This is a genomic window from Corynebacterium sp. MSK006, from assembly GCF_030232385.1.
Taxonomy (GTDB): domain Bacteria; phylum Actinomycetota; class Actinomycetes; order Mycobacteriales; family Mycobacteriaceae; genus Corynebacterium; species Corynebacterium frankenforstense_A.
In genome coordinates, this window is the sequence record NZ_JASPJZ010000005.1 from 16,232 (window position 1) to 39,540 (window position 23,309).

Below are 23,309 nucleotides of genomic sequence, written 5' to 3' on the forward strand. Positions count from 1 at the left end.
CCGCCCGGCCGGTGCGTCTAGTACTCGGGAACCTCGCCCGTCATGACGACCTTCTCGCCGTTCCAGGTGAAGGAGGCGTAGGTGCGTCCGGAGGCGTTGGCGGTGCCCTCACCGTCCTTGGGGTAGATGTACTCGACGGTGATCTGTGAGTCCGAGTCGCGCTGGATCTGGCCGATCCAGTAGGCCTTCGAGGTCGTCGTACCGAGATACTCGCCGCGGTGGTAGAGCATGACCAGCGTCGGCGAGGAGCCGGTGCCGCCCTCGATCGGCACGGAGATCCAGGACAGGTCCGCGCACGGGTCGAAGCCCAGGGTCGGGTCCGCGTAGCCGGTGTCCCACCCGACGCCGTCGAACGGCGGCGCGGGGGCCTGTGCGACGCCGGCGTGCATGGCCTCCTCGGCCGAGACGTCCCCGCAACCGGAGTCCCGGTCGGCGGAGGGCCGGTCCGCCTCGGCGCGCTCGGCGCCGGTGGTCGGCTGCGGCTGCTGTGTCTGTTGCGTCCCGGAGGTCTCCGACAGCGGGGCCGCGGAGGTCTCCTCGGCGATGGTGAGCACGGGCGCGTCGCCGTCGCCGCCCTCGGAGTCGTCGGCGCAGGCGGTCAGGGGCAGCACCACGGCCAGCGCGGCGGCGCACAGGGCGGCGCGGGCCTGGCGGGTGCGGCGGTGCGACACGATGTTCTCGGACACGATGTTCGTGGAGGTCATGACGGCAGCTCCCCTTCCATGACGACCTTGTCACCGTTCCAGGTGAAGGTCGCGTAGGTGCGCCCGGAGGCCAGACCCAATGGCTCGCCGTCCTTGGCGTAGATGTACTCGACGGTGATCTGCGAGTCCGAGTCGCGCTCGATTCGGCCGGTCCACCGGGGCTCCGCCGTCGTCGTGCCGACGTACTCACCCTTGTGGTAGAGCATGACCACCGCCGGCGTTGACCCGGTGGGCATGTCGGGCAGCAGCGAGATCCAGGACAGGTCCGCGCACGGGTCGTAGCCCTCGGTGGGGTCCGCGTACTCCGTGGACCAGTGGTCGCGACCGTCGAACGGCGGCGGACCGACCTCCTCGAGGCCGGCGTACATGGCCTCCTCGGCGCTCATCTCGCCGCAGGCGGCGTCCGCATCGTCCCCGTCGTTCGGGTCGGGCTCCGAGGTCGCCTCGGTCTGCGGGGTCTCGGACTCCTTGTCGCCGCGGGTCGGCTTCGCCTCCTTCTTCGTCGAGGTCGTCGTCGCGACCGAGGAGGTCTCCTCGACGGCGGAGAGCGAGGGCGCCGCGGCGTCGGCCGCGTCGTCGCCTCCCGAGCAGGCGGTCAGGGGCAGCACCGCGGCACAGGCCACGGTGCACAGGATTGTTCGGGCTCGGTGGTTGAGGTGCGGTGCTCTTCTCATGCCAAAAAGATTACTGCCCCTGCCCGACCCCCGGGACGATCTCGGGGAACGCTCCCCGGCCCGGCCCCCTCGGCCTGCGCGGACCGCCCCGGCTCAACGCCCGAAACCCGGCGCGCGAGGTCCGCGCCCCTTTAGGGTTGTTTCATGGATGAACACACGCCCCACTCCCCGCCCGCCGGCGGCCCCGGCCCGGCGACGAACCGCGAGCTCGGCGTAGTCAACGCCGCCATCGCCGCGATCGGCGCCCGCGTGACCGGCCGCACCCGCCTCGGCGTCTTCGCCACCCTCGGCCGCGCCCGCCGCCTCTTCCGCGCCTGGCTCGTCTACGGCGCGATGATGATGATGCCCTTCGGCTACCTCTCCCGCCGCGAGACCGAGCTGATCATCCTGCGCGTGGCCCACAAGCGCGACAGCGCCTACGAGGAGGACCAGCACCGCGGGCTCGCCCGGCGCGCGGGGCTGACCGACGCCGAGATCGAGGCGGTCACCTCCCCGGAACACGGCTTCACCGGCCGCCGCCTGGTGCTCCTCGACGCCGCCGACGAGCTCGTCGACACCCGCAGCCTCTCCCCCGGGACCTGGGCGCGGCTGCGCGGCGAGCTCTCCGAGCGCGACCAGGTCGCCTTCGTTATGCTGGTGACCAACTACGACGGGCTGGCCACCGCGCTCGACGTGCTGGGGGTACCCGTCGACCCGCCGCGCGAGGCCCAGCGGAAGCCGTAGTTGAGCGCGCGCATCACCGCCTTATAGCCCCACGGCAGGTTCACCTGCGCCCAGTGCCCGAAGGCGATGTCGCCGCTGGTGGTCACGAGGAACCTCCCGCGCGCGACCCCGCGGCGGATCTTCGCCGCGGCCTTCGCGGGGCTGACCGCGTGGCCCTGGAAGAGCGCGGTGGCACGCGCCACGCGCGGGTTGTCCCGGTCCACGCCGTGGATGTCGATGGTGCGCACCAGCGGGGTGTCCACCGCGCCCGGCGCGACGACGTGCACGTCCACTCCGAACGGCCGCAGGTCGAAGCGCAGCACCTCGGCCATGGCGAGCACCCCGCCCTTGGAGGCGGAGTAGGCCGCGTGCCAGGGCAGGCCGATGAAGCCGGCGGCACTGGACATGAGCACCAATTTCCGACGCCCGCGCCTGCCGCGACGTGCGTGCGCGCGCTGCGGCGCGGCGGTGATGCGCAGTACGAGGGCCTGCACGACGTGGACGGTGCCCATGAGGTTGACCTCGATGACCTTCCGCCACTTCTCCGGCGGCATGGTGCGCGTATCTCCCCAGATCGCGATGCCGGCGACGTGGTGGACCTCGTCGGGCACGCCGTGTTCGGCGGTGACACGCTGCGCCCACTTTTCGACGGCGACCCGGTCGGTGACGTCGAGGGCGGTGGCGTCGAGGATCTCGGCGCCGGCCAGGCGCGCGTCGGCGACGGTGCGCTCCAGGCCGTCGGGCGCGACGTCGGAAAGCATCAGCGCCACGCCGTCGCGGGCGAGGCTGAGCGCGAGTTCGCGGCCGATGCCGGAGGCCGCGCCGGTGACGAGTGCGGAGTGGGTCGCCGTGGGTCGCACGGCCGTGGCCTGGGTCATGGGGGTGCTCCTGTCGGTTCGGACCCGGTAGGTTTGTCTCCCTCACTTTATGTGTCCGGCCGTTGCGCGCGCGGGGCTTTCGCGGGGCCGATCGCGGCCTAGGATCTGTGCCATGGATCAGACACGCACCCCCGAATCCCGCCGCTACGAGGTCGACTACGACTGGCTGTGGACCAACCCGCCGCACAACGACGGCACGCCCGCGACGGTGCGCATGACCGTCACCGACGGCCGCCGCGACGCCGCCGCGCCCGCGGTGAAGGCCTGGCTGGCCACGCTCACCCCCTCCGGGGACGCCTTCGTCTGCGGCGGCTGGGTCGCCCGCGTCGTCGACGAGCGGAAGGCGGGCGAGGGCGTGCCCGGCCGCGTGGTGGTGGACCTGACCTCGGGCGGCGAGGACGTCGCCGACGGCATCCAGGACGCCACCGAGCAGGCCTACGCGCACCTCGGCGAGGGCACCGACCTGGGGCTCAGCTGGAAGCAGCTGCCCCGGCCGGTGGCGGAGTAGCGCCATGGCCCGCCCGCTGCCCGAAACTTTTGCCCGCCGCTTCCCCGACCTGGCGCGCCCGGCACTGGCGCTGCTTCCCGCCGCCGCGCCCGCCGCGCCCGGACTCAGCCAGCTGGGCGGGCACCCGTACATCGACGCCGCGCACCCCTGGCCGGTCGACGCGCGCGGCCGCGCGCTGACCTTCCTCGCACAGATCAACTTCGGCGAACTGCCGACGCTGCCCGGCTTTCCCGCGCGCGGGCTCGCGCAGTTCTTCCTCGTCGACGACGCCAACTACGACCTCTTCGCCGAGGACGGTCACCTCGTGCGGTTCCTGCCGGACGTGCCGGTTGGCGGGGCGGGGCGTGGAGATCCCAAGGAGATCTTCGCCGGTTCCCGGATCCCCGCCCCCGACGCGGCGTTCCCGCCGCCGGAGTTCAGCCCGCTGTTCGAGCCCGCACTCCCCTACGGCCTGCGGGGCGTGCCGGTGCTCACACTGCCGAGGCTGGGTTCGGTGGAGTTCGGCGGCGAGGGAAACGAACTGCTGCCCGACGAGCTCGTCGCCGCGCTGACCGATCTCGCCCGCGAGCGCGGCCTGGACCAGGCCGCAGGCGCCGCCGACGAGTGGGAGGCCTATGACCTGGCCGCCGTAGCGCTGGCGCCGACCGGTCAGCTGACGCTGGGCGGCTTCCCCGACTTCGTGCAGGCCGACCCGCGCGAGAGCACGCACCAGGCCGCGCTGCTCACGGTGCGCTCGGCCGGCCGCGGCAGGATCGTGAACTGGGGCGGTGACCTGGGTGTGGGCTGCTTCTTCGCCGCCTCAGAGACGACGCAAGCCGGTGACCTCTCGGCCACCGGCTTCAGCTGGGACGTGTGAGCGACTCGGTGACGCCAGGTGCCTACGCGGCACCGAGGGGCGTGATGTTCTCCACGTCGTCGCCCAGTTCGCGCAGACACATCCGCAGCTCGTAGCTCGACTGCAGATTCATCCAGAAGTCGGCCGTCGTCCCGAAGTAACGGGCCAGGCGGACCGCGGTGTCCGCCGTGATACCCCTCTTGCCGTGGACGATCTCGTTGATCCGGCGCGGCGGCACCCCGATGTCGACGGCCAGCCGGTGCTGGGTGATCCCGAAGCCGTCGATGAAATCTTCCATCAGAATCTCACCCGGGTGGACGGGCTCGATCCGCTCCTTAGTGATAGTCGGTGAGTTCGACATCTTCCACGCCTCCAGTGGTCCAGTTGAAGCAGATACGCCACTGCCTGTTGACCCGGATGCTGTACTGACCGGACCCGGATGCTGTACTGACCGGACCTGTCTCCGGACAGCTGTTCCAGACGGTTTCCTGGAGGAACGCGGAGATCAACCAGGACTGCGGCGCCATCCATCATCTCGAGCTTTCTCAGCACCGTGCGTTGCAGCTGCCGGTCAAGCCCTTTCACGTAGCACCCACGCCAGATCGCCTCGGAGGCTTTGTCCCGAAACGACCTGATCATGTCGCAAACCTACGACACATAACGCTCCGCGTCAATAACGCGCTTCGTCATGCCGACGGACAAGCCCCGACCACCACCCCAAAGACGACTGAAGCCGGTGACCTCTCGGCCACCGGCTTCAGCTGGGACGTGTGAGTCCCCGGACGCGTGGGTCCTAGACGTTGAACTTGAACTCGACCCGCGTGCCATGGTCGCTTTCCGTCTGGCTGACCCCGGTGCGCCGGCGACCCGACGCCGTTCGGCGGCGCAACCGCTTACCGGTGAGAGTACAGATCACTCTCACTCGCCTACCACCCCGATCTCGTGTGCCAGAATCACCAGTTGCACACGGTCCCGCGCGTCCAGCTTCATCAGCAGGTGCCCGACATGAGTCTTGACGGTGGTCTCGGCCATGTAGAGGGTGCTGGCAATCTCCTGGTTTTTCATGCCCCTGCCGACAGCCTTCAGGACCTCGAGCTCCCGGGGCGACAACAACTCCAGCACGTCCTCCCGCCGCGGCGAGAGCTCCTGCTCCTGCAGCTGCGGACGGAACCGGCGGATGAGCCGCGTCGTCGCCGTCGGGGCGAGGACGGATTCTCCCGCGGCGATCGTCCTGATCCCCGCCATCAGCTCCGCCGAACCGCAATCCTTCAGCAGGAATCCGGACGCACCGACGGCCAAGGCATCGTAGACGTACTCGTCGAGGTCGAACGTGGTGAGGACGAGCACTTTGGCAGGCAGTCCCGCAGCAACAATCGCTTCCGTGGAGGCGATGCCATCCATCTCGGGCATGCGCACGTCCATGCAGACGACGTCGACTGCCAGTCCGTCCTTCAACTTCTCGAGGGCCTCGCGCCCATTCCCGGCCTCGCCTACCACTCGGATATCCGGAGTCGTGTTAAGCACCAGCCGCAGGCCTGTGCGCACGAGTTCCTGGTCGTCGACGAGGAGCACACGGATCCCGGGCCGCTCAGTCACGACGTGCCTGCTTCATCAGGGGCACGGTGGCCAGGACGCGAAACCCACCGCCCGAAAATGGGCCCGCGGAGAACGTTCCGCCGACACTAGCCGCACGTTGCGCCATGTTGGCCAGGCCATGACCCTCGCCCGACGGGTGCTCACGCGTTGGGCCGTAGTCGGTCACCGTCACCTGCAGCTCCTCTCCCCGAGTACACAGCGACACGGTGGCATGGGCATTGGGATCTGCATGACGTACAACGTTGGTGAGCGCCTCCTGAACAATCAGGCAGCACGCCATCTGCGCCAGTGGCGACACGGGAACCTTGCTCAGGTCGACGGTGGACTCGACGTCGAACCGATCATGGAGGGGATCGAGCCGGGCCACGAATTCGGGCAAACCGGCCAGGGTGGGCTGGGGCGAACGATCAGACCCTTCGGCGCCCAGTACACCCACCAATTGCCGGGTGTCGCGCAATGCCTCCACGGAGACCTGGTGTGCGGTGACCACTGCTTCACGAGCCGTCTTCAGCTGCGTCGCTCCCGGATCAGGTTGCCGAAGCAACAGTTCCGCCGCATCGGTCTGCACGACGATCACGGCCAGAGAGTGGGCGACGATATCGTGCATGTCCGTGGCGATTCTGGCCCGCTCGTGCTCGGTCGCCAATTCGACGGCGAGCTGCTGTCCCCGTACCAGCGCGGCCGTCGTCTCCTGCAGGGCCGCGACTCGATCCCGCTGCGCCTGCACGAACCTGCCGGAGAGCACGGCCATGAGGACGAGCCCACCGACGACGAGGAAGAGGACGAGGATGGAGAGAAGCTGGCTGAGGTCGAAGCGGACAAGTTCGATCGTCCAGTCGACGACCAGGGCGAGGAGGACGACGAGGCCCCCAGCACCCACCAACGCGCCTGCCGCCACGGCCGTAGTGCAGTGAGGAAGGCAACGGCCACCAGCACCACTAGATCCACGGTCACTGCCTCTTCCAGGACCACTATCTGGGCAACCAACGGCACTGCCAACAGCCCTAAGGTCCACTCTGGGCGACGGACGACGAACACGAAGGGTGCGGCGAACACCAGCCCCCACAGCACGTAGGGCCAGTCCACGGTGGTCTCGTTCTTCGTCTCCAGACTGGCCACGGCCAGAGGAAGTAGAAGCAACGACAGGACGCAACCCGCCACTAACGGGTGACGCGAAATAACCGGATGCACTCGCTCCATTCCACCATTCTCGCCAATGGGCTCCAGCCGCCGCATCCTACCGGGGTAGGAGCGGGATCGGATACCACGGCACGATGGGCGCAGCGCGACGGCGACCTAGCGTCGAAAACATGACGTTGAACCCTGCCCTGCGCGTCGTCGACCTCGTCCGCACTTACGGCTCCGGCGATTCCTCCGTCCGCGCCGTCGACCACGTCAGCCTCGATATCGCCGCCAATCAGCTCACCGCCATCATGGGTCCGTCGGGGTCCGGCAAGTCGACACTCATGCACTGTGCGGCCGGCCTGGATCGTCCAGACGGTGGCCAGGTAATCATCGGGGACTCCGAGATCACGGCCCTGGACGACGATGCCCTCACCCTTGTGCGTCGCGATCAGATCAGCTTCGTGTTCCAATCGTTCAACCTTCTGCCGAACATGACCGCGGCCGACAACATCCGCCTGCCGCTGCGTCTGGCGAAGAAAACGGTCGACGAGGACTGGTTCGCAAGCGTCGTGCGAATGCTCGACATCGAGGAGCGTTTAGGCCACCTGCCGTCGGAGATGTCCGGTGGCCAGCAGCAGCGAGTCGCCATCGCCCGTGCCCTCATCACGCGCCCCCGCGTCATCTTCGCTGACGAGCCCACCGGCGCTCTGGATCAAGCCACCAGCCACACGATCATGTCATTCCTGCGTCGCAGTACTGAGGAACTGAGCCAGACCGTCGTCATGGTCACCCACGATCCGGCCGCCAGCGCCTGGGCCCACCGCATCGTAGAGCTAACCGACGGCCGTATCAGCGACGACAGGATGGCCGCCTGACATGCCTCGTCCCAAGCCCTCGATCTCCGTCTTGTTGGCCACTCTCATCAGCACAGCGCTGGTCTGCCTCATCGGCCTGTCCAACGCCGCAATCGCGAACGGTATGCAGGAGGCTGTTCGCACCGCTACCGGCGGCGCGTCCCTCGTGGTGACACCCGCCCATGGCTCCCCGCTCATTTCTCCCGCCGACGCTGATCAAGTGGCTGCCACCCCCGGTGTCGATGCCGTGGACCGGCAGCTGGCCGAGATTCTTTTCGTCTCCTCTGCGGGCGGAAATGCCGTCGGCGTCCAGACCCTCGGTCCCGCCGCCCGTGTCACCATCACGGAGGGGCGCGCACCGCAGACAGCGGACGAGGTCCTCTTCGTCGCCCTGCCTTCGAAGCCGCTCAACGCACCGGTCGGCGGGGAACTACAGCTGCAGGACGTGGCGGGTGAATCGCACACCGTGCACGTGGTCGGCATCGCCACCACCGAACCGGGTGCCGTCGAGGAACAGTCCCTGCCGACGTTGTTCGGCACCGCCGCCGGCGTTCAGTCGTGGAGTGCAAGGGAAGGGTACACGCGACTACACGTCTCGACGTCAGATCCCGACGCCGCACAGGCGAAGCTCGACAGTTTGGGTCAGGTCCAGGTAGAGCCGGGTGCCGCCTACGTCGAGGGGCACATGTCCGACTACGCCGTGGGCGCCCGTACCGTAAGGACTGCCGCCCGGGTCCTGGCCGCCGTCGTCTTGCTGGCCGCGCTCGTGGCCATCATGAACACGTACTCGATCAAGGCCACCCAGCGAACCCGCCAGCTGGCCCTACTGCGCTGTCTCGGTGCAACACGCAAGCAGGTCTTCCGATCACTGATGCGCGAAGCCCTGGTGACGGGAGTGGCGGGTGCACTGGCCGGGCTCATCCTCGGCCACCTACTGGCTGCCCTCATCATCGGGGCCCTTCCGGTGGGCGTGGCGATGCATTTCGTATTCTCATCTGCTGCCATCGGGCTCGGACTGGTCACGGGAGTGCTGGCCTGCGTTCTGGCGGCTGTTCCTCCGGCCAGAAGGGCCACCCGCGTCGCACCCATCGAGGCGCTACGCGATCCTGCTCCGTCCCCCGCACCGCGCACGGGCCGAACCCGTGGAATCGCTGGCGTGTCCATGGCACTGGGTGGACTCACTGTCGTGGCGGTTAGTGCCTTCGCGTCACTGGCACCCTTGGCCTTCTTGGGCGGGGTCATCAGCGCCGTCGGGGTGATCATCGCCGCACCGGTGATCTTCCCCGCCGGCGCCGCCACGTTGGCTCGCCTCGGTGGCTCCAGTGCCAGGGACGCCGCTGCCACCCTGTGCAGCAATCCCCGACGCACGGGTGCCGTGTCGCTGGCTGTCTGGTTAGGAATGATGCTCATCACCAGCGTCCTGGTCGGCTCAGCCACCGCGTCGGCATCGCTGGGACGCTCCCTTGACCAGAACACGCCTACCGACATAATCGTCGAGTTATCCGGTCCGACCCTGACACCCCAGATCGACGCCATGCCTCAAGTGGCGGCCATCGCTACCGTCGACGGGGCCACGCTGGACGCAACCATGGGTGGGCGAACCCAGCAACTCAGCATCGTCGGCTGGACCTCGCAGCTACCCGCTGTGATGCGAAATCCGAACGGTGTGCCCAAACCGCGTCCAGGGACCATCCAACTGCCCAGCGCGGCGGGCGCCGAGAACGGCGACGTCGTCCACCTGATGCGGCAGAAAAAAAGCCTCGATCTAACCGCGGTCATCGTCCCAAACGCGCCCGGCATGGGCATCGTTACGCCCGATGACCTCGCCCGCATCCAGAACGAAAGCTCCCCCGGCCTGTGGGTCCGCCTCGTTTCCGATGCCGACCCGCAGGAGGCCGTCGACGCGATCACTCGCCTCGCCGGCCCGGACGTCCGGATAGACAGCCCGCTGGTCATGCGAGCCGAGATCGACGAGAAGCTGCGCCAGGTGAGCGTGGGCACCACCGCGCTACTGGGGGCCGTCATCCTCATCGTCCTCGTCAGCATGGCCAACACCCTGTCGCTCTCGGTTTTGGAGCGAACCCGCGAGATTGGGCTGCTTCGGGCGCTCGGTTCGCGACGGGCTCAGGTGCAACGCATGATCCGCGCCGAGGCCTTACTCACCACGTGCACCGCGACGGTCCTCGGCGTCGCGTTCGGCATCGCGTTCGGCATCGGCGGGGTGAGTTCTTTCGTGTCCGGGGAACAGATAGAAGTCGTTCCCGCCTTACCCTGGCTGGCTGTGCTGGGCGTCCTCGTCGCCAGCATCCCGGCCGGACTCCTTGCCTCAGCTGTACCCGCCCGGCGCGCAGCCTCCATCCCCCCGATCGCCGCACTAGCCAACGCCGAATAAGGACGCCGCACCGGGGCCACGAAGCCCCAGATCACCATCGCCTCGATCTTCACCGTCGCCCGCGATTCTCGCCGCCGTCATCCTCGGCACGGGGCATCGACGCTAGAAGAGTGTCGGGAGGCCCGAGCACCCTCGGGTAGTGAGGCGGAGTTGCGTTTCGGAGAGGGATAGCTCAAAATTGCCGCTGAGTAACCCCCCTCGCGAAACCGGCATGACCCCGGCGTCAGGGAAACGGCCTGGGTCAGAGGACTCCGCGGTAAAGGATCCTCCGGTTTAGTCGGCCGTTCTGGCCCCGCACTCGTCGGGTCTGCCGCCCCATCGATCTGGTGCATGCGCTCAAGCGGACCACTACTTAGACGTTGAACTTGAACTCGACGGAGTGTCGTCGATAAATAACTATTCGATGCGCAAAGTACAACGAAATACCGCTAGAAACAGACAACATATGGGGGTGCACAGAAACACATATAGGTTCTGCGGAAAACCTATAGGGTGCGTCGCTAAGAACCGCTGTGCGCGAAAAACATAAAGGGTTTACGGACCCGGTCCCAGACCCCTCAATACTCTGAGCCGGAAGAATGGAAAGTGGAAGGTTGATGTATCCCCACTATTCATTTTTTCCGTTTTTCGGAGTACATCGGGAGCTACAACTGCGGACCAGCTCTGTGTGAACTAGATGAGAAGGCGCAGCAGCGAATCATCGACGCTGGACAGTTGGTGCTGCGGGCACGCGAGCGGCACCCCCAGCGGTCACTCGCGGAGCACTACAACCCGTTATCGATGGACCCAATTCTGCTCAAGGCCCACAACAACTTGGACCGGGAAGTCGATAAGGCTTTCGATGTGGCACGCAAACTCACCAACGAGCGCCAGCGCCAGGAGCTACTGTTCGCCAGCTACGGGGAGTTGGCGAGGGGCTATGTCTCCTCGCTTTCATCAAAATCGAAACCACCAGCAGGGTCGTTCCCCGTGCGGGTGATTTTGATCGGTCCCGCTGCTGGGTGTAGAACCCTGTCGCTGGCAACGCCGGGAACTATGACTGTGCCCGACGAGAACACGTCACTGCCATAACGCGGCTCACGGTAGACGAACATGGGTCGTTCACTACTACTGGTGGATTTCGGTTTTGGTGGTGGGGGGATTACCGCCGCCGGCCTCGATTTTTCCGTTGAGGAGGGCGTTGACTACTTCCCGATTGTGAAATGGGCCGATGGCGCGGTGAAGAGGAACCAGTCACCTGGAAGAGATCGATCCAGTCGCTGGTGTGCAATCTGGGAGGTAGGGTTGCGGGGTCGATTCCTCGCGAGCGCAACCATGATTGTGTCTCTGAACGTGATGAAAACAACCCTGCCCTTCGGAGAATTTCCCCTATCCCGCGTCCCCGGGCGGTGAAAACGGTGTGCACCATCGCCTGAAAGGCTTTGCGTTGCTCTATCGGGATCTTCGGGTCACCCACCCGGCGGATCACTAAGATCCCCCCGTCAACGTTTGGCTGTGGCCGGAAAGCAGACCTTGGTACTCGGGAACCAAGGTGAAACGTGAACCATGGGGACCACTGAGCTGTCATCATCGTGCTTGCACCTACCCCGGCCCGGCGGCGAGCGACTTCCCACTGCATGAGGAGTACAGCGGCAGTCCATGCCGGCGCATGCAACAACTTTCGAAGAATGGCAGTGGTGAGGTGAAAGGGAATGTTTCCCACAATGACGCAGGGAGTGGCGGGTAACGGGAAGTTGAGGAAATCATCATGGACCACTTCGACCGACGCCGAGGCGGTCTTTTTTGTGAGTTTGGCAGCTAGTTTTGCGTCTACCTCAACTGCCGTTATTGCCCTCCCCAAGTGGGATATCGGGTGAGTGAGGGCACCGCTTCCTGGCCCGATCTCAATGATGGGGCCGGAGGTTTGTTTTACAAGATCGACGATGGAGTTGATGATCTTGTGGTCTGTGAGAAAATTTTGGCCATGTTCGTGACGGCCGTATCCGTATGTAGACATCATGTGTGCTCCGTGGAGTTGAAACGGAGCCGGGCATGGCAAATGGCCGCCCGGCTAAAGGACCGGAGCGGTTTCTAACCTGCGGGAGGGAGAAAACCGCCTTAGCGGCTGGTGAGCGGCCGCATGAAAACGGAACCTGAAATCAACATGGGCCTATCGTATCCAATTAATTTCGCAGGGTCCAATACGGTGAGAAAGAAGACAACCGCACCGCAACAGTGCAAGACCTCTCTGGATTGGAATTTAATTGAACATGGGTTTGGGGTACGACGCGCCCTACTCGGAGTGGCACGGACACTACGGCTGCGCGCCCACACACAACAGTAAAGAGCTCGGCAATGCACAGACACGTAACGAGAGCGCCACAAATGTATGTACGTTTAAGTTACAGCATCGACACTGACGCTCCACATGGAGGGACGGCCGCAGCCCTGCAGCAAGCACACGGCAGGGTGTCTGCTTCGGGCGACGTGAAATTACGCAGAAAAATACGAAACACATCACCGCAGGTCACGGTAGGTATTTGCGGGTCATTTCGTAATCTCGTAAACGAAAAGAACAAAACTACGAAACACAAAAACATACGTTGAGCAGCGTAAATGGTTTTCGTTTCGTAATTTTTCCACTTTTTGAAGAAAATCTAAATAAGAAGAGACACCTTGATTGCGATTGTGTCCCGTGTCACATAGCTGCAACCCCTGCAGCGTGCCCTCAACGAGGACGCTCTGTGTCGTAGACATGTGCCTGCAATGCGTGTCTGTGTCTCTCTCTTAAAAGGTTTGGGTCGAAATACCGCAAAATTACGAAACACCGCCGAAATGTGACGTGTCTATGCAGGTCACAGCGTTATCGCGTGTTTCGTAGTTTTGTTCTTTTCGTTTGCGGAAATCACGAAACCGCAGGTAGAGCGTTTCGTAATTTTTTCGTATTTTGATCGGCGAATTACGAAACGAGGTCAAAACTACGAAACGAACACACAACACCTGTGTTGCGTGTCACACAACGGCGCGCCACGGACGTGTTGCAGCGTGGCAGTATCCCGGCCGTGTCACATAGCTGCAACCCCTGCAGCGTGCCCTCAACGAGGACGCTCTGTGTCGTAGACATGTGCCTGCAATGCGTGTCTGTGCCTCTCTCTTAAAAGGTTTGGGTCGAAATACCGCAAAATTACGAAACATCCCCGAAATGTGACGTGTCTATGCAGGTCACAGCGCTATCGCGTGTTTCGTAGTTTTGTTCTTTTCGTTTGCGGAAATCACGAAACCGCAGGTAGAGCGTTTCGTAATTTTTTCGTATCTTGATCGGCAAATTACGAAACGAGGTCAAAACTACGAAACGAGCGCGCTACAGACGTGTCACAGGTCATAAAAAGGCGCGCCCCTTGCGTGTCACCGTGACGCAGCATCCCGGCCGTGTCACATAGCTACAACCCCTGCAGCGTGCCCTCAATGAGGACGGTCTATGTCGTAGACATGTGCCCGTAATGTGTGTCTGTGTCTCTCCCTTAAAAGGTTTGGGTCGAAATGCCGCAAAATTACGAAACATCCCCGAAATGTGACGTGTCTGTGCAGGTCACAGCGTTATCGCGTGTTTCGTAATTTGGTTTTCCGATTTTCGTAGTTCTACGAAACCGCAGGTAGAGCGTTTCGTAATTTTTTCGTATTTTGATCGGCAAATTACGAAACGAGGTCAAAACTACGAAACGAGCACACTATAGACGTGTCACAGGTCACAAAAAGGCGCGCCCCTTGCGTGTCACCATGCCGCCACACAACAGCTGCCCCACCACAACACCCCAGCCGTGCCACGTGGCGTGTAGAAACGTGCTCGGTTCGATTCGTAAAGATTAGGTCGCAGGCTATTGTGCGCGACGCATAAGTTCCGTACGATGGCCCCCAGACCGTATGTGGCGTTTTAATTCGTTTTTGGTTTAGCCAGCCGCATACGGGGGATAACCCCGAGGATAATTCATAAAGAGACAGCCTCTCGACCGTGATAGGCGCGGTTCCTCCGACGAGATAGACCGGTCGGCAACGGCATTGCCAACCACAAAAGCGGTCAGGTAGGGAGTAAGCGCTCCCGTAAAGCGATGGGACGGCAGACCACCGTTCTAGCGAGTTGAGCACGGCACTCCAAGCCGCCTGAATAGCAAGCCGGTAAAGCACCCCGCTCCGGGACAGATCAATCTGCCCAGGAGCGTTTTTCTATGTCCGAAAAGGACACGACTACCGCCGTCGCGCCACGCTTTTACACGCTGCAGGAACTCGCCGATCTCGGCGTCGGCTCCGAGTCCACGTTGCGAAAAGCTATTAAAGAGGGCCGTCTTTCATTCCACCGTTTCGGCACCGCCTATCGGATTCGCCAAGACGATCTCGACGCCTACCTCGCGGCCGCACGCCGCCCTGCCCCGCAGCTATTCGACGGCTTCGTCGATGCCGTCGTGAATGCAGCGCCCCAACTGACAGATGAGCAGCGCCAGCAGCTCGTCACGGTGCTGGGCGGTGTGAAGCACTAATGCGGACAAACCCGCCTACGACGAGATCCCGCCGCTTAGCTCAGCTAGTCAGGCTGGGTCTTGAACTGAGTGCGAGGGCTGATGGGTGATGGCCGTGCTACTACACACGCGCGCTCCACCGTCGTGCCCCGAGTCCAAATAAACAGTTCATTCAACCAAGGAGAACAAACCATGTCTTTCAGAGACGATTACGCAGCAGCGCTGCGCGATGAGCAGCAAGCAAAAGATACCGTGAACGAGGCGCGCCGTGCACACAAAGCGACAAAGGAGCGCCTTGCGCAGTTGCGCAAGTATGCCGAAGAGTTCGAGGTGAATCTCGACGGTGACAAGTCCGCCAGCACCGAAGGGGACAGCGATACACCTGAGAACGGTGACGGCGACACGCCTGAGAGCACCGAGGGCAGTAAGCCGAAGCGGCATCTAGAAGTTGTACCCGATTAACCCTTTAGCCGTACACGCAATCACCTCATGTGTGTACGGCCACGCGGCGTGACGACGTACAGCCGTCACGTTTGATGTCGCCACACACCCCGCTCGCAAGGGCGGGGTTTTCGCGTGTGTGCGGGTGGCTGCGGCGCCGCTACACGTGACACTGTCACGATGCTTGCGCCGGTATCGGCGACGGGGCATATACACGTCTGCCCCGTCGCCTGGATCATCCGCCACATGGCTGGCGGTATGTCGTGCTGCTGTGATGCGCGGCCGCAGCAGGCATGGTGTCGTGCGCGACGAGATATGCCGGTAGCTGTGGCCGTGGGTGCAGCAAAGACAGCAGCGCGGACAGAGCAGATTTCAGCAACAGTCATGTTGCTGAAGTTGTGACCGCGACGGCAAGTGATATGCGGCGGACGCCGCATGATGCCGCGTCGGTAGAAACGCCAATATCCATCTCGGCAGGCTTGCCGTGATGGAGCGTTTCGTGATGACCCAAACACGACACATCGATGCTGGCATATCCGAATATATATCGACGGGGTATATCGGATTGCCAGCAGTGTCGTGATGTAAAGCATGGGTCATCACACAAGGTGCAGCGCCAGCTGCACTATTGGGCATCTTGACCGGAGCGCAGCGGAGGGCAAGACAGCACCAGCCAGACCGAGCGAGCGAGGTCTGAGTCTGGGGCTGTAAGGGGCGGCGCGCCAGCGCCGGGCACCGGGTTATGCGAGCGCCAGCGAGTAGTAATACCCGGTGCAGTGCCTCGGCTATGCCGAGCGCCGGAGCGCAGCGGAGGCGTCGCACCCCCTTATGCCCTTTTCCCCCTTCTACCCCTATAACGACAAACTCATAGGGGTTTTGACACAGAAGGGGGCTGCGACCTGCGTGTTTCGGGTCTTTATGCGGTCTTCGACCCTTACCCGAAACGGCCCGTTGATGCGCGAAGCGCACATGGTGCCTACGCAAAACCTGCAGGTCGCCACGCTGTGCGCACCACATACGGCGTCAGTCGTTGTATGTCGGTCTTAAAGTAAGGGCCGATGACGGGTGGAAACGCCGCTTGCGGCGTCTTCCCGCGTCATCGCGCACGCCGTGTGCAACGTGAGCTTGCGAACGTGCCACGGCGTCGAACCGAACGGCAAGACCGACATCGTTTACGTGGTGCGCACAGCTCCACCCTGCACTCTGGCACCGCCGTCAGGCGGTCATTGCAGGGTGTTCCAAATCCCGCAGCGAGCTATCCGCCGCTAGGCGGTGTTGATGCTGCTGCGGGGGTCAACGACACGGGTCCGAGTAACACACTCCATATCGGCCCGTGCTACAGACACAGTATCGGTGCAGACGTATCACGCTCGCGGCGGTCATATGCGCGCAAGCGCATGTAACGGACACCGCCAGCGACGTGTGTTTCGCGAGCGGCAGGCTCGCAGCAGATCCAGCGGCAGCTGCTGATGCAAATGTGCAGCGCCGCGACTCGATAAGACTGCCCTGAGGCCACGGCTGTACGGCCCTTTGGCGGCCTGAGATGCCTCGGATGGACGGAGTGCGCGTGCAGAAGAACAGTTTCGAGACGTCGCTGTTCGTCGTGTATCTGCCGAAGTCGATGTGCAAGGAGATCCCCGACTACTACACCAGTGAGGTGGACGGGCGCGAAGTGAAACGTCCGCGCTATGTCGCCCGCGACTACGAAGAAGCAAAGAAGTACCCCGAAGAGTCAATGCGTTGGCTCGCCGAGAACTTCATTCCCGGCGGTATCGACGCAGTCGCCGGCGGGGACATGAACTTCGACGAATCGACGCCACACATCCAGTTTCAGGCGGACACCCTCTCCCCTCATCCGGACAAGCCCGGTACGCTGTGTTGCCGCCCTGGCATCGCGTACAACACAGACCCACGGTGCGGTACAAAGACGACCCGAAGAAGGGCAAGCAGATATCGGGTAATCAAAAGTTCATCGACGCGCAACGCGGACTCCGGGAGCACATGCACGCGCTCGGTTACCCGGTAGAGCTAGAAGTCTCCGAACGACACGACGAGTCACTGAACCTCGACCGCTACACCGAGCAACAAGACCGGGAGCGCGACCTTGCGAAACGTGAGGATGATGTGGAAGTCAAGAAGCGATCCGTGCAGCGCGACATGGACGCGATCGAGCGTGACCGTGAGCAAGCAGCAAAAGAACTGGAACAGGCCAAGGCGGACCGTGAAGCAGCGCAAGGTGTGCTGGAGAACGCTGAAGAACAGGCCCGCGCAGTGGCCGAACGCGTGCTCAAAGAAGCACGCGAGAAGGCCGAGCAAGAAGCTGAGCAGACCATGGGCCTTGCCGAAGCGCAAGCAGACGAGCTGCTCGAACGAGCCGAAGAGACTGCGCGGGCCAAGGCGGGCGAGATTACAGCCGCAGCTCGCAGCGAAGCAGAGACGATCACTCGCAAGACCGACGAGGCCCGTAAGCAGGCTGAGCGCGACGCCGAGACGATCCGCAGTGAAGCACGAGATGAGGCCACGAGCATCCGCGACGAGGCCACACGCGACGCTGCAGTAACGCGCAAGGATGCCCGCGTTGAGGCTGATCAGATCCGCCGCAACGCGCACACGGACACCGAAGATGAAGCCGCCATCATCATCGAAGAAGCGGTGAAGTCAGGACAACAGTTGGAGCACTTGGATAAGAAGTTCCTGGTGCAAGAACTGCATCGCAGCCCAGAGTTGCTTGAGCGTTACACGCTGTTCAGGCAGTCGCAGACCTCAGGCAAGAAGGGCGGGGCGCAGCAGCGTGCACGCGAGCGCATCGAGAAGCGCCGCCAGCAGCAACAGCAGCGTGATCGTGATGGCGGTATGGAGTTGTAGCACTGCTCTCCCCTGCCCTGTACGGCCTTCTGCGGGCCTAATAGGGTGCCGTCGGCGTCGTAGGCCATCGGCTGCGGTTAAACCGCTGAGATTCGGCGAAAATCGAAGAAATCTCGGCTAAGCGGGGCCAAGTGTCACTACGCTGCGCAGCGAATTGACCTATTAAGTGGCGGAGATAGTGCGCAGCACGTCGGCGTGCACGACGGTGCATGTGCTGTGCAGAAGAGACGCCCGCAGAAGGGCCGGCAGAATGTCGTTGTCATTCTGTTGCGCAGTAAGGGTGTCAATAGACTGGCGAGCCACTTTATTGCCCAATTCGCGTGTCATTAAAGTGACAGGGCATTTGATTGCGCAGTAAACGTGTCGATGAAATGGCTGCCCAATACACAGTGCAATCAACGTGTTAATGAAATGTCGCAGACACTACGCAGCGCAGCGAATTGCGCAGCAGAAGAGCCAGTCAATGTGCCACTGCACCGCACAACGAAACAGCACGGGTGATGTGCAACAAAGCGGCGTGTGAAATACACCGTGAAATGTCAGTGCACCTAGAGCTGCACCACCGCTATTCCCCTACGACGTCCGAACGGCGCCTTGGTGCTGTTGCAAACTTCAGGCGGAGAGCCGTGACGACCCAGTCTTCATCCTCTGATGCTCGCTGCGGGTCGGCGTTCTCAGGCAGCCTCGAACACCCGGCTGACGATCACCGCATCCGGGTTCGGTTGCTCGTAGGCAAACATCGCGCCCTGGCCTTTCCGTAATGAGTGCATCGCTTCCATCCCTTTCAACGTCCGGTACGCCGAGGTCCGGTTTTTGAACGCCCCCTTCGGTCCGAGGATCCGTTTCAGCCGCCCATGATCTCCTTCAATGACGTTATTGAGGTATTTCACCTGCCGGTGTTCCACGGTCTGCGGGCAGATTCCCTCTGACTTCAACTCGGCGATTGCCCTGGCCAGGGAGGGTGCTTTATCGGTGTTGATCACCCGCGGGAACCCGGTTATCGTGTTCGACCTCAGGGTCTTGGCCAGGAAACGCTTCGCTGCGGCGACATTACGCTTTGGGGACAGGTAAAAATCCAGGGTATGCCCGCCCGCGGTGATGGCCCGATAGAGGTAGCACCACTTTCCCCCGACCCGGATATAGGTCTCATCCACCCGCCAGGACCGGGCCTGCCAGTCGTGTACCTGCCGGTACCAGCGAGTTTGCTTATCCAGCTCAGGGGCGTATTTCTGGATCCAGCGGTAGATCGTGGTGTGATCGACCGGCACGCCCCGCTCGGTCATCATCTCTTCGAGATCGCGGTAGCTCACGCCGTAGCGGCAGTACCACCGCATTGCCCACAGGATGATTTCACGGGGGGAAATGCCGACCGGAGAAGATGCCCATGGCTCTGATTATTTCACGCCGGTCTTTCTACTGCCCCAACTTTGCAACAGCACCGGACTACATATGGGCGGACATATGCTAAAGCGTATGCCGTGCCATATGCCTAAACATACGGCATGTACTGTGGGGCGTATATTCACCCGCCCCATCGCGGTAGCTATGCGTTTTTCAACGCCCGATACACCGTAGGGCTTGAACGGAATTCATGTAGGCGCAATCAGGGGCTATAAAGTATCGCATTACTTGCATCCAAACCTGTACATTCAGAGAATTGCCTTGGACTGGCGGTAACAGGTACCAGATATGCGTTCGTAAAATTCGCGCGCGTTAATGTCGCTCCACGAAGGTCTGACTCGCTAAGAATTGCGTTCGTAAAATCTGCGTCGGTGAAATCTGCCGATTTCAAGTTAGCCCATGCCACCATGGAGCCGCGAAACGAGCATCCTTTGCATATGCTTCCTTCGAGATTGATATCCGTCAGGTCATAGTTGGACATATCTTTCCCGGAAATGTCTTTCCCAGCGAGCTCCGTGGCCCACGATTGAGGCATCGTTTTGTACATTTGCTATTTAATCTGCGGTGAATTGATAATCCATTGCGGGCAACGGCCTTGGTAGCCAAGACAGTGGGTGGTTACAACGGTGCTGTTGCAAAGTTGGGCGGAGAGCCGAGACGACCCAGTTTCTCATTTCCTGATGGCCGCTGCGTGCCGGCGTTCTCAGGCCGTCTCGAAGGCCCGGTTGACGATCACCGCGTCCGGATTGGGGTGCCCATAAGCAAACATCGTGCCCTGACCTTTCCGCAATGAATGCATCGCTTCCATCCCTTTCAACGTCCGGTAGGCAGACGTCCGGTTTTTGAACGCCCCCTTCGGTCCCAGGATCCGTTTCAGCCGCCCATGATCTCCTTCAATGACGTTATTGAGGTATTTCACCTGCCGGTGTTCCACGGTCTGCGGGCAGATTCCCTCTGACTTCAACTCGGCGATTGCCCTGGCCAGGGAGGGTGCTTTATCGGTGTTGATCACCCGCGGGAACCCGGCTGTCGTATTCGATCGCAGCGTCTTGGCCAGGAAACGCTTGGCCGCAGCCACATTCCGTTTTGGTGAGAGGTAGAAGTCTAAGGTCTGCCCACCGGCGGTAATAGCCCGGTAGAGATAGCACCACCTGCCGCCGACCCGGATATAGGTCTCATCCACCCGCCAGGACCGGGCCTGCCAGTCGTGTACCTGCCGGTACCAGCGAGTTTGCTTATCCAGCTCAGGGGCGTATTTCTGCACCCAGCGGTAGATCGTGGTGTGATCGACTGGCACACCCCGCTCGGTCATCATCTCTTCGAGATCGCGGTAGCTCACGCCGTAGCGGCAGTACCACCGCATTGCCCACAGGATGATTTCACGGGGGGAAATGCCGACCGGAGAAGATGCCCATGGCTCTGATTATTTCACGCCGGTCTTTCTACTGCCCCAACTTTGCAACAGCACCTTATAGGCTCAGTTTTGGTTGCGAGTGCTGTGGTGGCAACTGTCAGTCCAGAGGCCAAGAAGCTTTTGGCTCAAAATGCACCAAAGGTATTATCCTCAACCGCCAAAATGTTACTTCCAGGTAAGAAATAGTCCCTATTTATAGATAGCTCCTGGCGGTTAATCCTGTCATCCTGGCTCTCGTCGAGCTGCAACTCTCGCATAGCGTGGTTGCTAAGGAGGTGTGCCCAATTGGATTACAAGTACCTACACACTTGATCGGTGCTGCACGTTTCAGGGTCCGGGTGTGCGGCGTCCTGTCTGAGGTCCGCGATAGTGTCGCGCAGCACGGAGAGCTGCGCGATCTGCTGCTCGATCTCAGCGAGGCGCACGTCAAGCAGGTCGCGCACGTGCTCGCAGGGCGCCTGGCCGCCGTCGCGGATGTCGAGGATCTGGCGGATCTGGGCGAGGGTCAGCCCGGCGGCCTGGCCCCGGTGGATGAACCCGACCCGACCCACGGCATCCTCGGCGTAGTCCCGATAGCCGGAGGCCAATCGCTCGGCCGGAGGGAGCAGCCCCGACTCCTCGTAGAACCGCAGGGTCTTGGTCGTGGTTCCGGTTGCTTCCGCAAGCTGTCCGATCCTCATGTTCGCCAATTCCCCTTCCAATGGCCACCACACTTGACCTTCCATTGTACTGGAAGGTTCACAATGGTTCCATAGGAACTTTTGAACCACAGGGAAGAGACATCTGGAATGACAAACGAAAAGTTCGATCTGGCGATTATTGGTTCCGGCGGCGGAGCGTTTGCGGCCGCGATCCGGGCCACCGGGCTGGGCAAGCGCGTCGTGATGGTGGAGCGCGGCACCGTGGGCGGGACATGCGTGAACACGGGCTGCGTCCCGTCGAAGGCGCTCCTGGCTGCCGCGGAGGCCCGCCACGTGGCGTTGGATTCGGCCCGCTTCCCTGGGGTGGCGGCCTCGGCGGGCCCGGTGGACATGCCGGCCCTGATTCAGGGCAAGGCCGCGCTGGTTGAAAGCATGCGCACGGAGAAGTATGTCGATCTGGCCGCGGACTACGGGTGGACGATGATCTCGGGGGACGCGTCGTTCACCGGAACCCAGGACGCACCGCTGCTCCGGGTGATCTCCCCGGATGGTGCAGTGAGAACGATCGAGGCCGGGCACTACCTCGTGGCCACTGGCTCCGCACCCTACGTGCCCCCCGTTCCCGGACTGGCCGAGGCCGGGTACCTGACCTCGACGACGGCGATGGAACTGGACGAGGTGCCCGAATCAATGCTGATCCTGGGCGGAGGCTATGTTGCCCTGGAGATGGCACAGCTTTTCTCCCGGCTTGGCTCCCGGGTGACCATGCTGGTCCGTTCCCGGTTGGCCTCGCAGGAGGAACCGGAGGCATCCAAGGCGTTGGCGGGGGTGTTCGCCGACGAGGGGATCCGGGTGGTCCGGCGGGCCATGGCCGACTCCGTGGCCTCCGGCCCGGACGGGGTCTCGGTGACGGCAAACGTGGCCGGGGGCGAGGAGGTGTTCCGCGCTTCCCACATCCTCGTGGCACTGGGCCGCCGCCCGGTGACCGAGGGACTGGATCTTGACGCCGTCGGGGTGAAGACCGGCGCATCCGGCGAGATCGTGGTCGATTCCCGCCTGGCCACGTCCAACCCGCGGGTTTGGGCCGCCGGGGACGCGACCGGTCATCGGGAGTTCGTTTACGTCGCAGCGGCCCACGGCGCCCTGGCCGTGGACAATGCGTTCACCGATGCCCTGGCCGAGGTCGACTACCGGCACCTGCCCCGGGTCACCTTCACCAGTCCCGCCATCGGGGCGGTCGGGATGACGGAAAAGGAAGCTGTCGCCGCCGGGATCAGCTGCGAGTGCCGGGTCCTCCCCCTGGAGTACGTGCCGCGAGCCGTGGTCAACCGCGACACCCGCGGCTTCATCAAGGTTGTCGCGGACCGCGACACCGGACGGATCCTGGGCCTCTCCGCGGTGGCCAAGGACGCCGGGGAAATCGCCGCCGCCGGCGTCTACATCCTCGAAGCGGGCATGACCACCGCGCAGGTCGCCGCCGCCTGGAGCCCCTACCTGACGATGGCCGAGGGCATCAGGAGCGCCGCCAAGGCCTTCACCACCGACGTCTCCAAGCTCTCCTGCTGCGCCTGAGCTGCAGCCCCCACTACCGAAGCAAAGGAATGCCATGACCGCCACCGACCAGGCCCTCACCTATCTGTTGTCCCCCGAGCACCACCGCACCGACCACGGCACCGCCTGAGTCCCCATCCCCATTCCTGGAAGGAACCACCAGACACCATGACATACCCGAGATCCCGCCGTTCTCTGTCCGTTCCCCGGCCCAGGCACCTCGCCTCCGCCCTGTTTC

At 62.9% G+C, this 23,309-nt stretch carries 21 protein-coding genes and 3 pseudogenes; 11 read left to right on the forward strand and 13 right to left on the reverse strand.

Annotation, left to right across the window (positions count from 1 at the left end):
- Positions 1–17 precede the first annotated feature (17 nt).
- Both QQA02_RS04330 and QQA02_RS04335 read right to left on the reverse strand, forming a co-directional pair.
- Entirely contained in the window at positions 18–704 is a 687-nt protein-coding gene (locus QQA02_RS04330) for an LppP/LprE family lipoprotein (RefSeq protein ID WP_284863396.1), read from the reverse strand.
- Positions 701–1,378 (reverse strand): LppP/LprE family lipoprotein, encoded by a 678-nt coding sequence (locus QQA02_RS04335; protein WP_284863397.1) that lies wholly within the window; start codon positions 1,376–1,378, stop codon positions 701–703. Before QQA02_RS04335 ends, QQA02_RS04330 begins: the two co-directional genes overlap by 4 nt.
- A gap of 144 nt (positions 1,379–1,522) precedes the next feature.
- Between QQA02_RS04335 and QQA02_RS04340 the strand changes: the two genes are divergently transcribed.
- Complete coding sequence (locus QQA02_RS04340; RefSeq protein ID WP_284863398.1) at positions 1,523–2,101, forward strand: carboxymuconolactone decarboxylase family protein; 579 nt, start codon at positions 1,523–1,525, stop codon at positions 2,099–2,101.
- On the opposite strand, the gene QQA02_RS04345 is transcribed toward QQA02_RS04340, so the two are convergent.
- Positions 2,023–2,958, reverse strand: coding sequence for an SDR family oxidoreductase (locus QQA02_RS04345; RefSeq protein WP_284863399.1), 936 nt, complete (start codon positions 2,956–2,958; stop codon positions 2,023–2,025). The genes QQA02_RS04340 and QQA02_RS04345 overlap by 79 nt on opposite strands.
- Positions 2,959–3,070: 112 nt before the next feature.
- Here QQA02_RS04345 and QQA02_RS04350 point away from each other — a divergent pair, with 112 nt between their 5' ends.
- A complete protein-coding gene (locus QQA02_RS04350) occupies positions 3,071–3,466 on the forward strand; it encodes a VirB8 family type IV secretion system protein (protein ID WP_284863400.1) in 396 nt (131 codons plus the stop codon).
- Positions 3,467–3,470: 4 nt separating this feature from the next.
- On the forward strand, positions 3,471–4,322 hold the full coding sequence (locus QQA02_RS04355; protein ID WP_284863401.1) for a DUF1963 domain-containing protein: 852 nt from the start codon (positions 3,471–3,473) through the stop codon (positions 4,320–4,322).
- 22 nt (positions 4,323–4,344) lie between these two features.
- On the opposite strand, the gene QQA02_RS04360 is transcribed toward QQA02_RS04355, so the two are convergent.
- From QQA02_RS04360 to QQA02_RS04375, 4 genes are all read right to left on the reverse strand, one after another.
- A complete protein-coding gene (locus QQA02_RS04360; RefSeq protein WP_284863402.1) occupies positions 4,345–4,662 on the reverse strand; it encodes a HigA family addiction module antitoxin in 318 nt (105 codons plus the stop codon).
- Complete coding sequence (locus QQA02_RS04365) at positions 4,599–4,940, reverse strand: type II toxin-antitoxin system RelE/ParE family toxin (protein ID WP_502870970.1); 342 nt, start codon at positions 4,938–4,940, stop codon at positions 4,599–4,601. Before QQA02_RS04365 ends, QQA02_RS04360 begins: the two co-directional genes overlap by 64 nt.
- Before the next feature lie 279 nt (positions 4,941–5,219).
- Positions 5,220–5,897, reverse strand: a complete 678-nt coding sequence (locus QQA02_RS04370) for a response regulator (RefSeq protein ID WP_284863403.1) — start codon at positions 5,895–5,897, stop codon at positions 5,220–5,222.
- Entirely contained in the window at positions 5,890–6,795 is a 906-nt protein-coding gene (locus QQA02_RS04375; RefSeq protein ID WP_284863405.1) for a sensor histidine kinase, read from the reverse strand. The genes QQA02_RS04370 and QQA02_RS04375 overlap by 8 nt, the downstream gene beginning before the upstream one ends.
- A gap of 412 nt (positions 6,796–7,207) precedes the next feature.
- Between QQA02_RS04375 and QQA02_RS04380 the strand changes: the two genes are divergently transcribed.
- The 3 genes and pseudogenes from QQA02_RS04380 to QQA02_RS11655 form a co-directional block, all read left to right on the forward strand.
- Positions 7,208–7,897, forward strand: a complete 690-nt coding sequence (locus QQA02_RS04380) for an ABC transporter ATP-binding protein (protein ID WP_284863406.1) — start codon at positions 7,208–7,210, stop codon at positions 7,895–7,897.
- Positions 7,898–7,931: 34 nt separating this feature from the next.
- Positions 7,932–10,268, forward strand: a complete 2,337-nt coding sequence (locus tag QQA02_RS04385; protein WP_284863407.1) for an ABC transporter permease — start codon at positions 7,932–7,934, stop codon at positions 10,266–10,268.
- A 717-nt stretch (positions 10,269–10,985) separates the two neighbouring features.
- Positions 10,986–11,123: pseudogene (locus QQA02_RS11655) on the forward strand (type IIL restriction-modification enzyme MmeI); the annotation flags it as partial.
- 62 nt (positions 11,124–11,185) lie between these two features.
- Here QQA02_RS11655 and QQA02_RS04390 read toward each other — a convergent pair.
- Together QQA02_RS04390 and erm are read right to left on the reverse strand one after the other, a co-directional pair.
- Positions 11,186–11,362 (reverse strand): hypothetical protein, encoded by a 177-nt coding sequence (locus QQA02_RS04390; protein WP_016456424.1) that lies wholly within the window; start codon positions 11,360–11,362, stop codon positions 11,186–11,188.
- Positions 11,363–11,409: 47 nt separating this feature from the next.
- Entirely contained in the window at positions 11,410–12,264 is an 855-nt protein-coding gene (gene erm / locus QQA02_RS04395) for a 23S ribosomal RNA methyltransferase Erm (protein ID WP_016456425.1), read from the reverse strand.
- Between the two features lie 2,206 nt (positions 12,265–14,470).
- Here erm and QQA02_RS04400 point away from each other — a divergent pair.
- From QQA02_RS04400 to QQA02_RS04415, 4 genes are all read left to right on the forward strand, one after another.
- On the forward strand, positions 14,471–14,779 hold the full coding sequence (locus QQA02_RS04400; protein ID WP_024058948.1) for a helix-turn-helix domain-containing protein: 309 nt from the start codon (positions 14,471–14,473) through the stop codon (positions 14,777–14,779).
- Between the two features lie 171 nt (positions 14,780–14,950).
- A complete protein-coding gene (locus QQA02_RS04405; protein ID WP_049181627.1) occupies positions 14,951–15,220 on the forward strand; it encodes a hypothetical protein in 270 nt (89 codons plus the stop codon).
- A gap of 1,546 nt (positions 15,221–16,766) precedes the next feature.
- Complete coding sequence (locus tag QQA02_RS04410) at positions 16,767–17,225, forward strand: plasmid recombination protein (RefSeq protein WP_284863408.1); 459 nt, start codon at positions 16,767–16,769, stop codon at positions 17,223–17,225.
- The gene (locus QQA02_RS04415) at positions 17,201–18,064 is read left to right on the forward strand and encodes a coiled-coil domain-containing protein (protein WP_284863409.1); all 864 of its coding nucleotides are present in this window, start codon (positions 17,201–17,203) and stop codon (positions 18,062–18,064) included. The genes QQA02_RS04410 and QQA02_RS04415 overlap by 25 nt, the downstream gene beginning before the upstream one ends.
- Before the next feature lie 674 nt (positions 18,065–18,738).
- Here QQA02_RS04415 and QQA02_RS04420 read toward each other — a convergent pair.
- The 4 genes and pseudogenes from QQA02_RS04420 to QQA02_RS04430 form a co-directional block, all read right to left on the reverse strand.
- Positions 18,739–19,450: pseudogene (locus tag QQA02_RS04420) on the reverse strand (IS6 family transposase).
- A 217-nt stretch (positions 19,451–19,667) separates the two neighbouring features.
- A complete protein-coding gene (locus QQA02_RS11660) occupies positions 19,668–20,012 on the reverse strand; it encodes a pentapeptide repeat-containing protein (protein ID WP_049358518.1) in 345 nt (114 codons plus the stop codon).
- Positions 20,013–20,168: 156 nt separating this feature from the next.
- Positions 20,169–20,880 (reverse strand): annotated as a pseudogene (locus tag QQA02_RS04425) (IS6 family transposase).
- A gap of 289 nt (positions 20,881–21,169) precedes the next feature.
- Positions 21,170–21,559 carry a heavy metal-responsive transcriptional regulator gene (locus tag QQA02_RS04430; RefSeq protein WP_004601215.1) on the reverse strand — a complete coding sequence of 130 codons (390 nt, stop codon included), beginning with the start codon at positions 21,557–21,559 and terminating at the stop codon, positions 21,170–21,172.
- A gap of 108 nt (positions 21,560–21,667) precedes the next feature.
- Here QQA02_RS04430 and merA point away from each other — a divergent pair, with 108 nt between their 5' ends.
- Complete coding sequence (gene merA, locus QQA02_RS04435; RefSeq protein ID WP_284863411.1) at positions 21,668–23,092, forward strand: mercury(II) reductase; 1,425 nt, start codon at positions 21,668–21,670, stop codon at positions 23,090–23,092.
- The last annotated feature ends 217 nt before the right edge of the window (positions 23,093–23,309 follow it).

Coding starts and splice junctions, on each gene's coding strand:
- QQA02_RS04330 (WP_284863396.1), bottom strand. CDS start 704: ATGACCTCCACGAACATCGTGTCCGAGAACATCGTGTCGCACCGCCGC.
- QQA02_RS04335 (WP_284863397.1), bottom strand. CDS start 1,378: ATGAGAAGAGCACCGCACCTCAACCACCGAGCCCGAACAATCCTGTGC.
- QQA02_RS04340 (WP_284863398.1), top strand. CDS start 1,523: ATGGATGAACACACGCCCCACTCCCCGCCCGCCGGCGGCCCCGGCCCG.
- QQA02_RS04345 (WP_284863399.1), bottom strand. CDS start 2,958: ATGACCCAGGCCACGGCCGTGCGACCCACGGCGACCCACTCCGCACTC.
- QQA02_RS04350 (WP_284863400.1), top strand. CDS start 3,071: ATGGATCAGACACGCACCCCCGAATCCCGCCGCTACGAGGTCGACTAC.
- QQA02_RS04355 (WP_284863401.1), top strand. CDS start 3,471: ATGGCCCGCCCGCTGCCCGAAACTTTTGCCCGCCGCTTCCCCGACCTG.
- QQA02_RS04360 (WP_284863402.1), bottom strand. CDS start 4,662: ATGTCGAACTCACCGACTATCACTAAGGAGCGGATCGAGCCCGTCCAC.
- QQA02_RS04365 (WP_502870970.1), bottom strand. CDS start 4,940: ATGATCAGGTCGTTTCGGGACAAAGCCTCCGAGGCGATCTGGCGTGGG.
- QQA02_RS04380 (WP_284863406.1), top strand. CDS start 7,208: ATGACGTTGAACCCTGCCCTGCGCGTCGTCGACCTCGTCCGCACTTAC.
- QQA02_RS04390 (WP_016456424.1), bottom strand. CDS start 11,362: ATGTTCGTCTACCGTGAGCCGCGTTATGGCAGTGACGTGTTCTCGTCG.
- erm (WP_016456425.1), bottom strand. CDS start 12,264: ATGTCTACATACGGATACGGCCGTCACGAACATGGCCAAAATTTTCTC.
- QQA02_RS04400 (WP_024058948.1), top strand. CDS start 14,471: ATGTCCGAAAAGGACACGACTACCGCCGTCGCGCCACGCTTTTACACG.
- QQA02_RS04405 (WP_049181627.1), top strand. CDS start 14,951: ATGTCTTTCAGAGACGATTACGCAGCAGCGCTGCGCGATGAGCAGCAA.
- QQA02_RS04415 (WP_284863409.1), top strand. CDS start 17,201: ATGCACGCGCTCGGTTACCCGGTAGAGCTAGAAGTCTCCGAACGACAC.
- QQA02_RS11660 (WP_049358518.1), bottom strand. CDS start 20,012: ATGTACAAAACGATGCCTCAATCGTGGGCCACGGAGCTCGCTGGGAAA.
- QQA02_RS04430 (WP_004601215.1), bottom strand. CDS start 21,559: ATGAGGATCGGACAGCTTGCGGAAGCAACCGGAACCACGACCAAGACC.
- merA (WP_284863411.1), top strand. CDS start 21,668: ATGACAAACGAAAAGTTCGATCTGGCGATTATTGGTTCCGGCGGCGGA.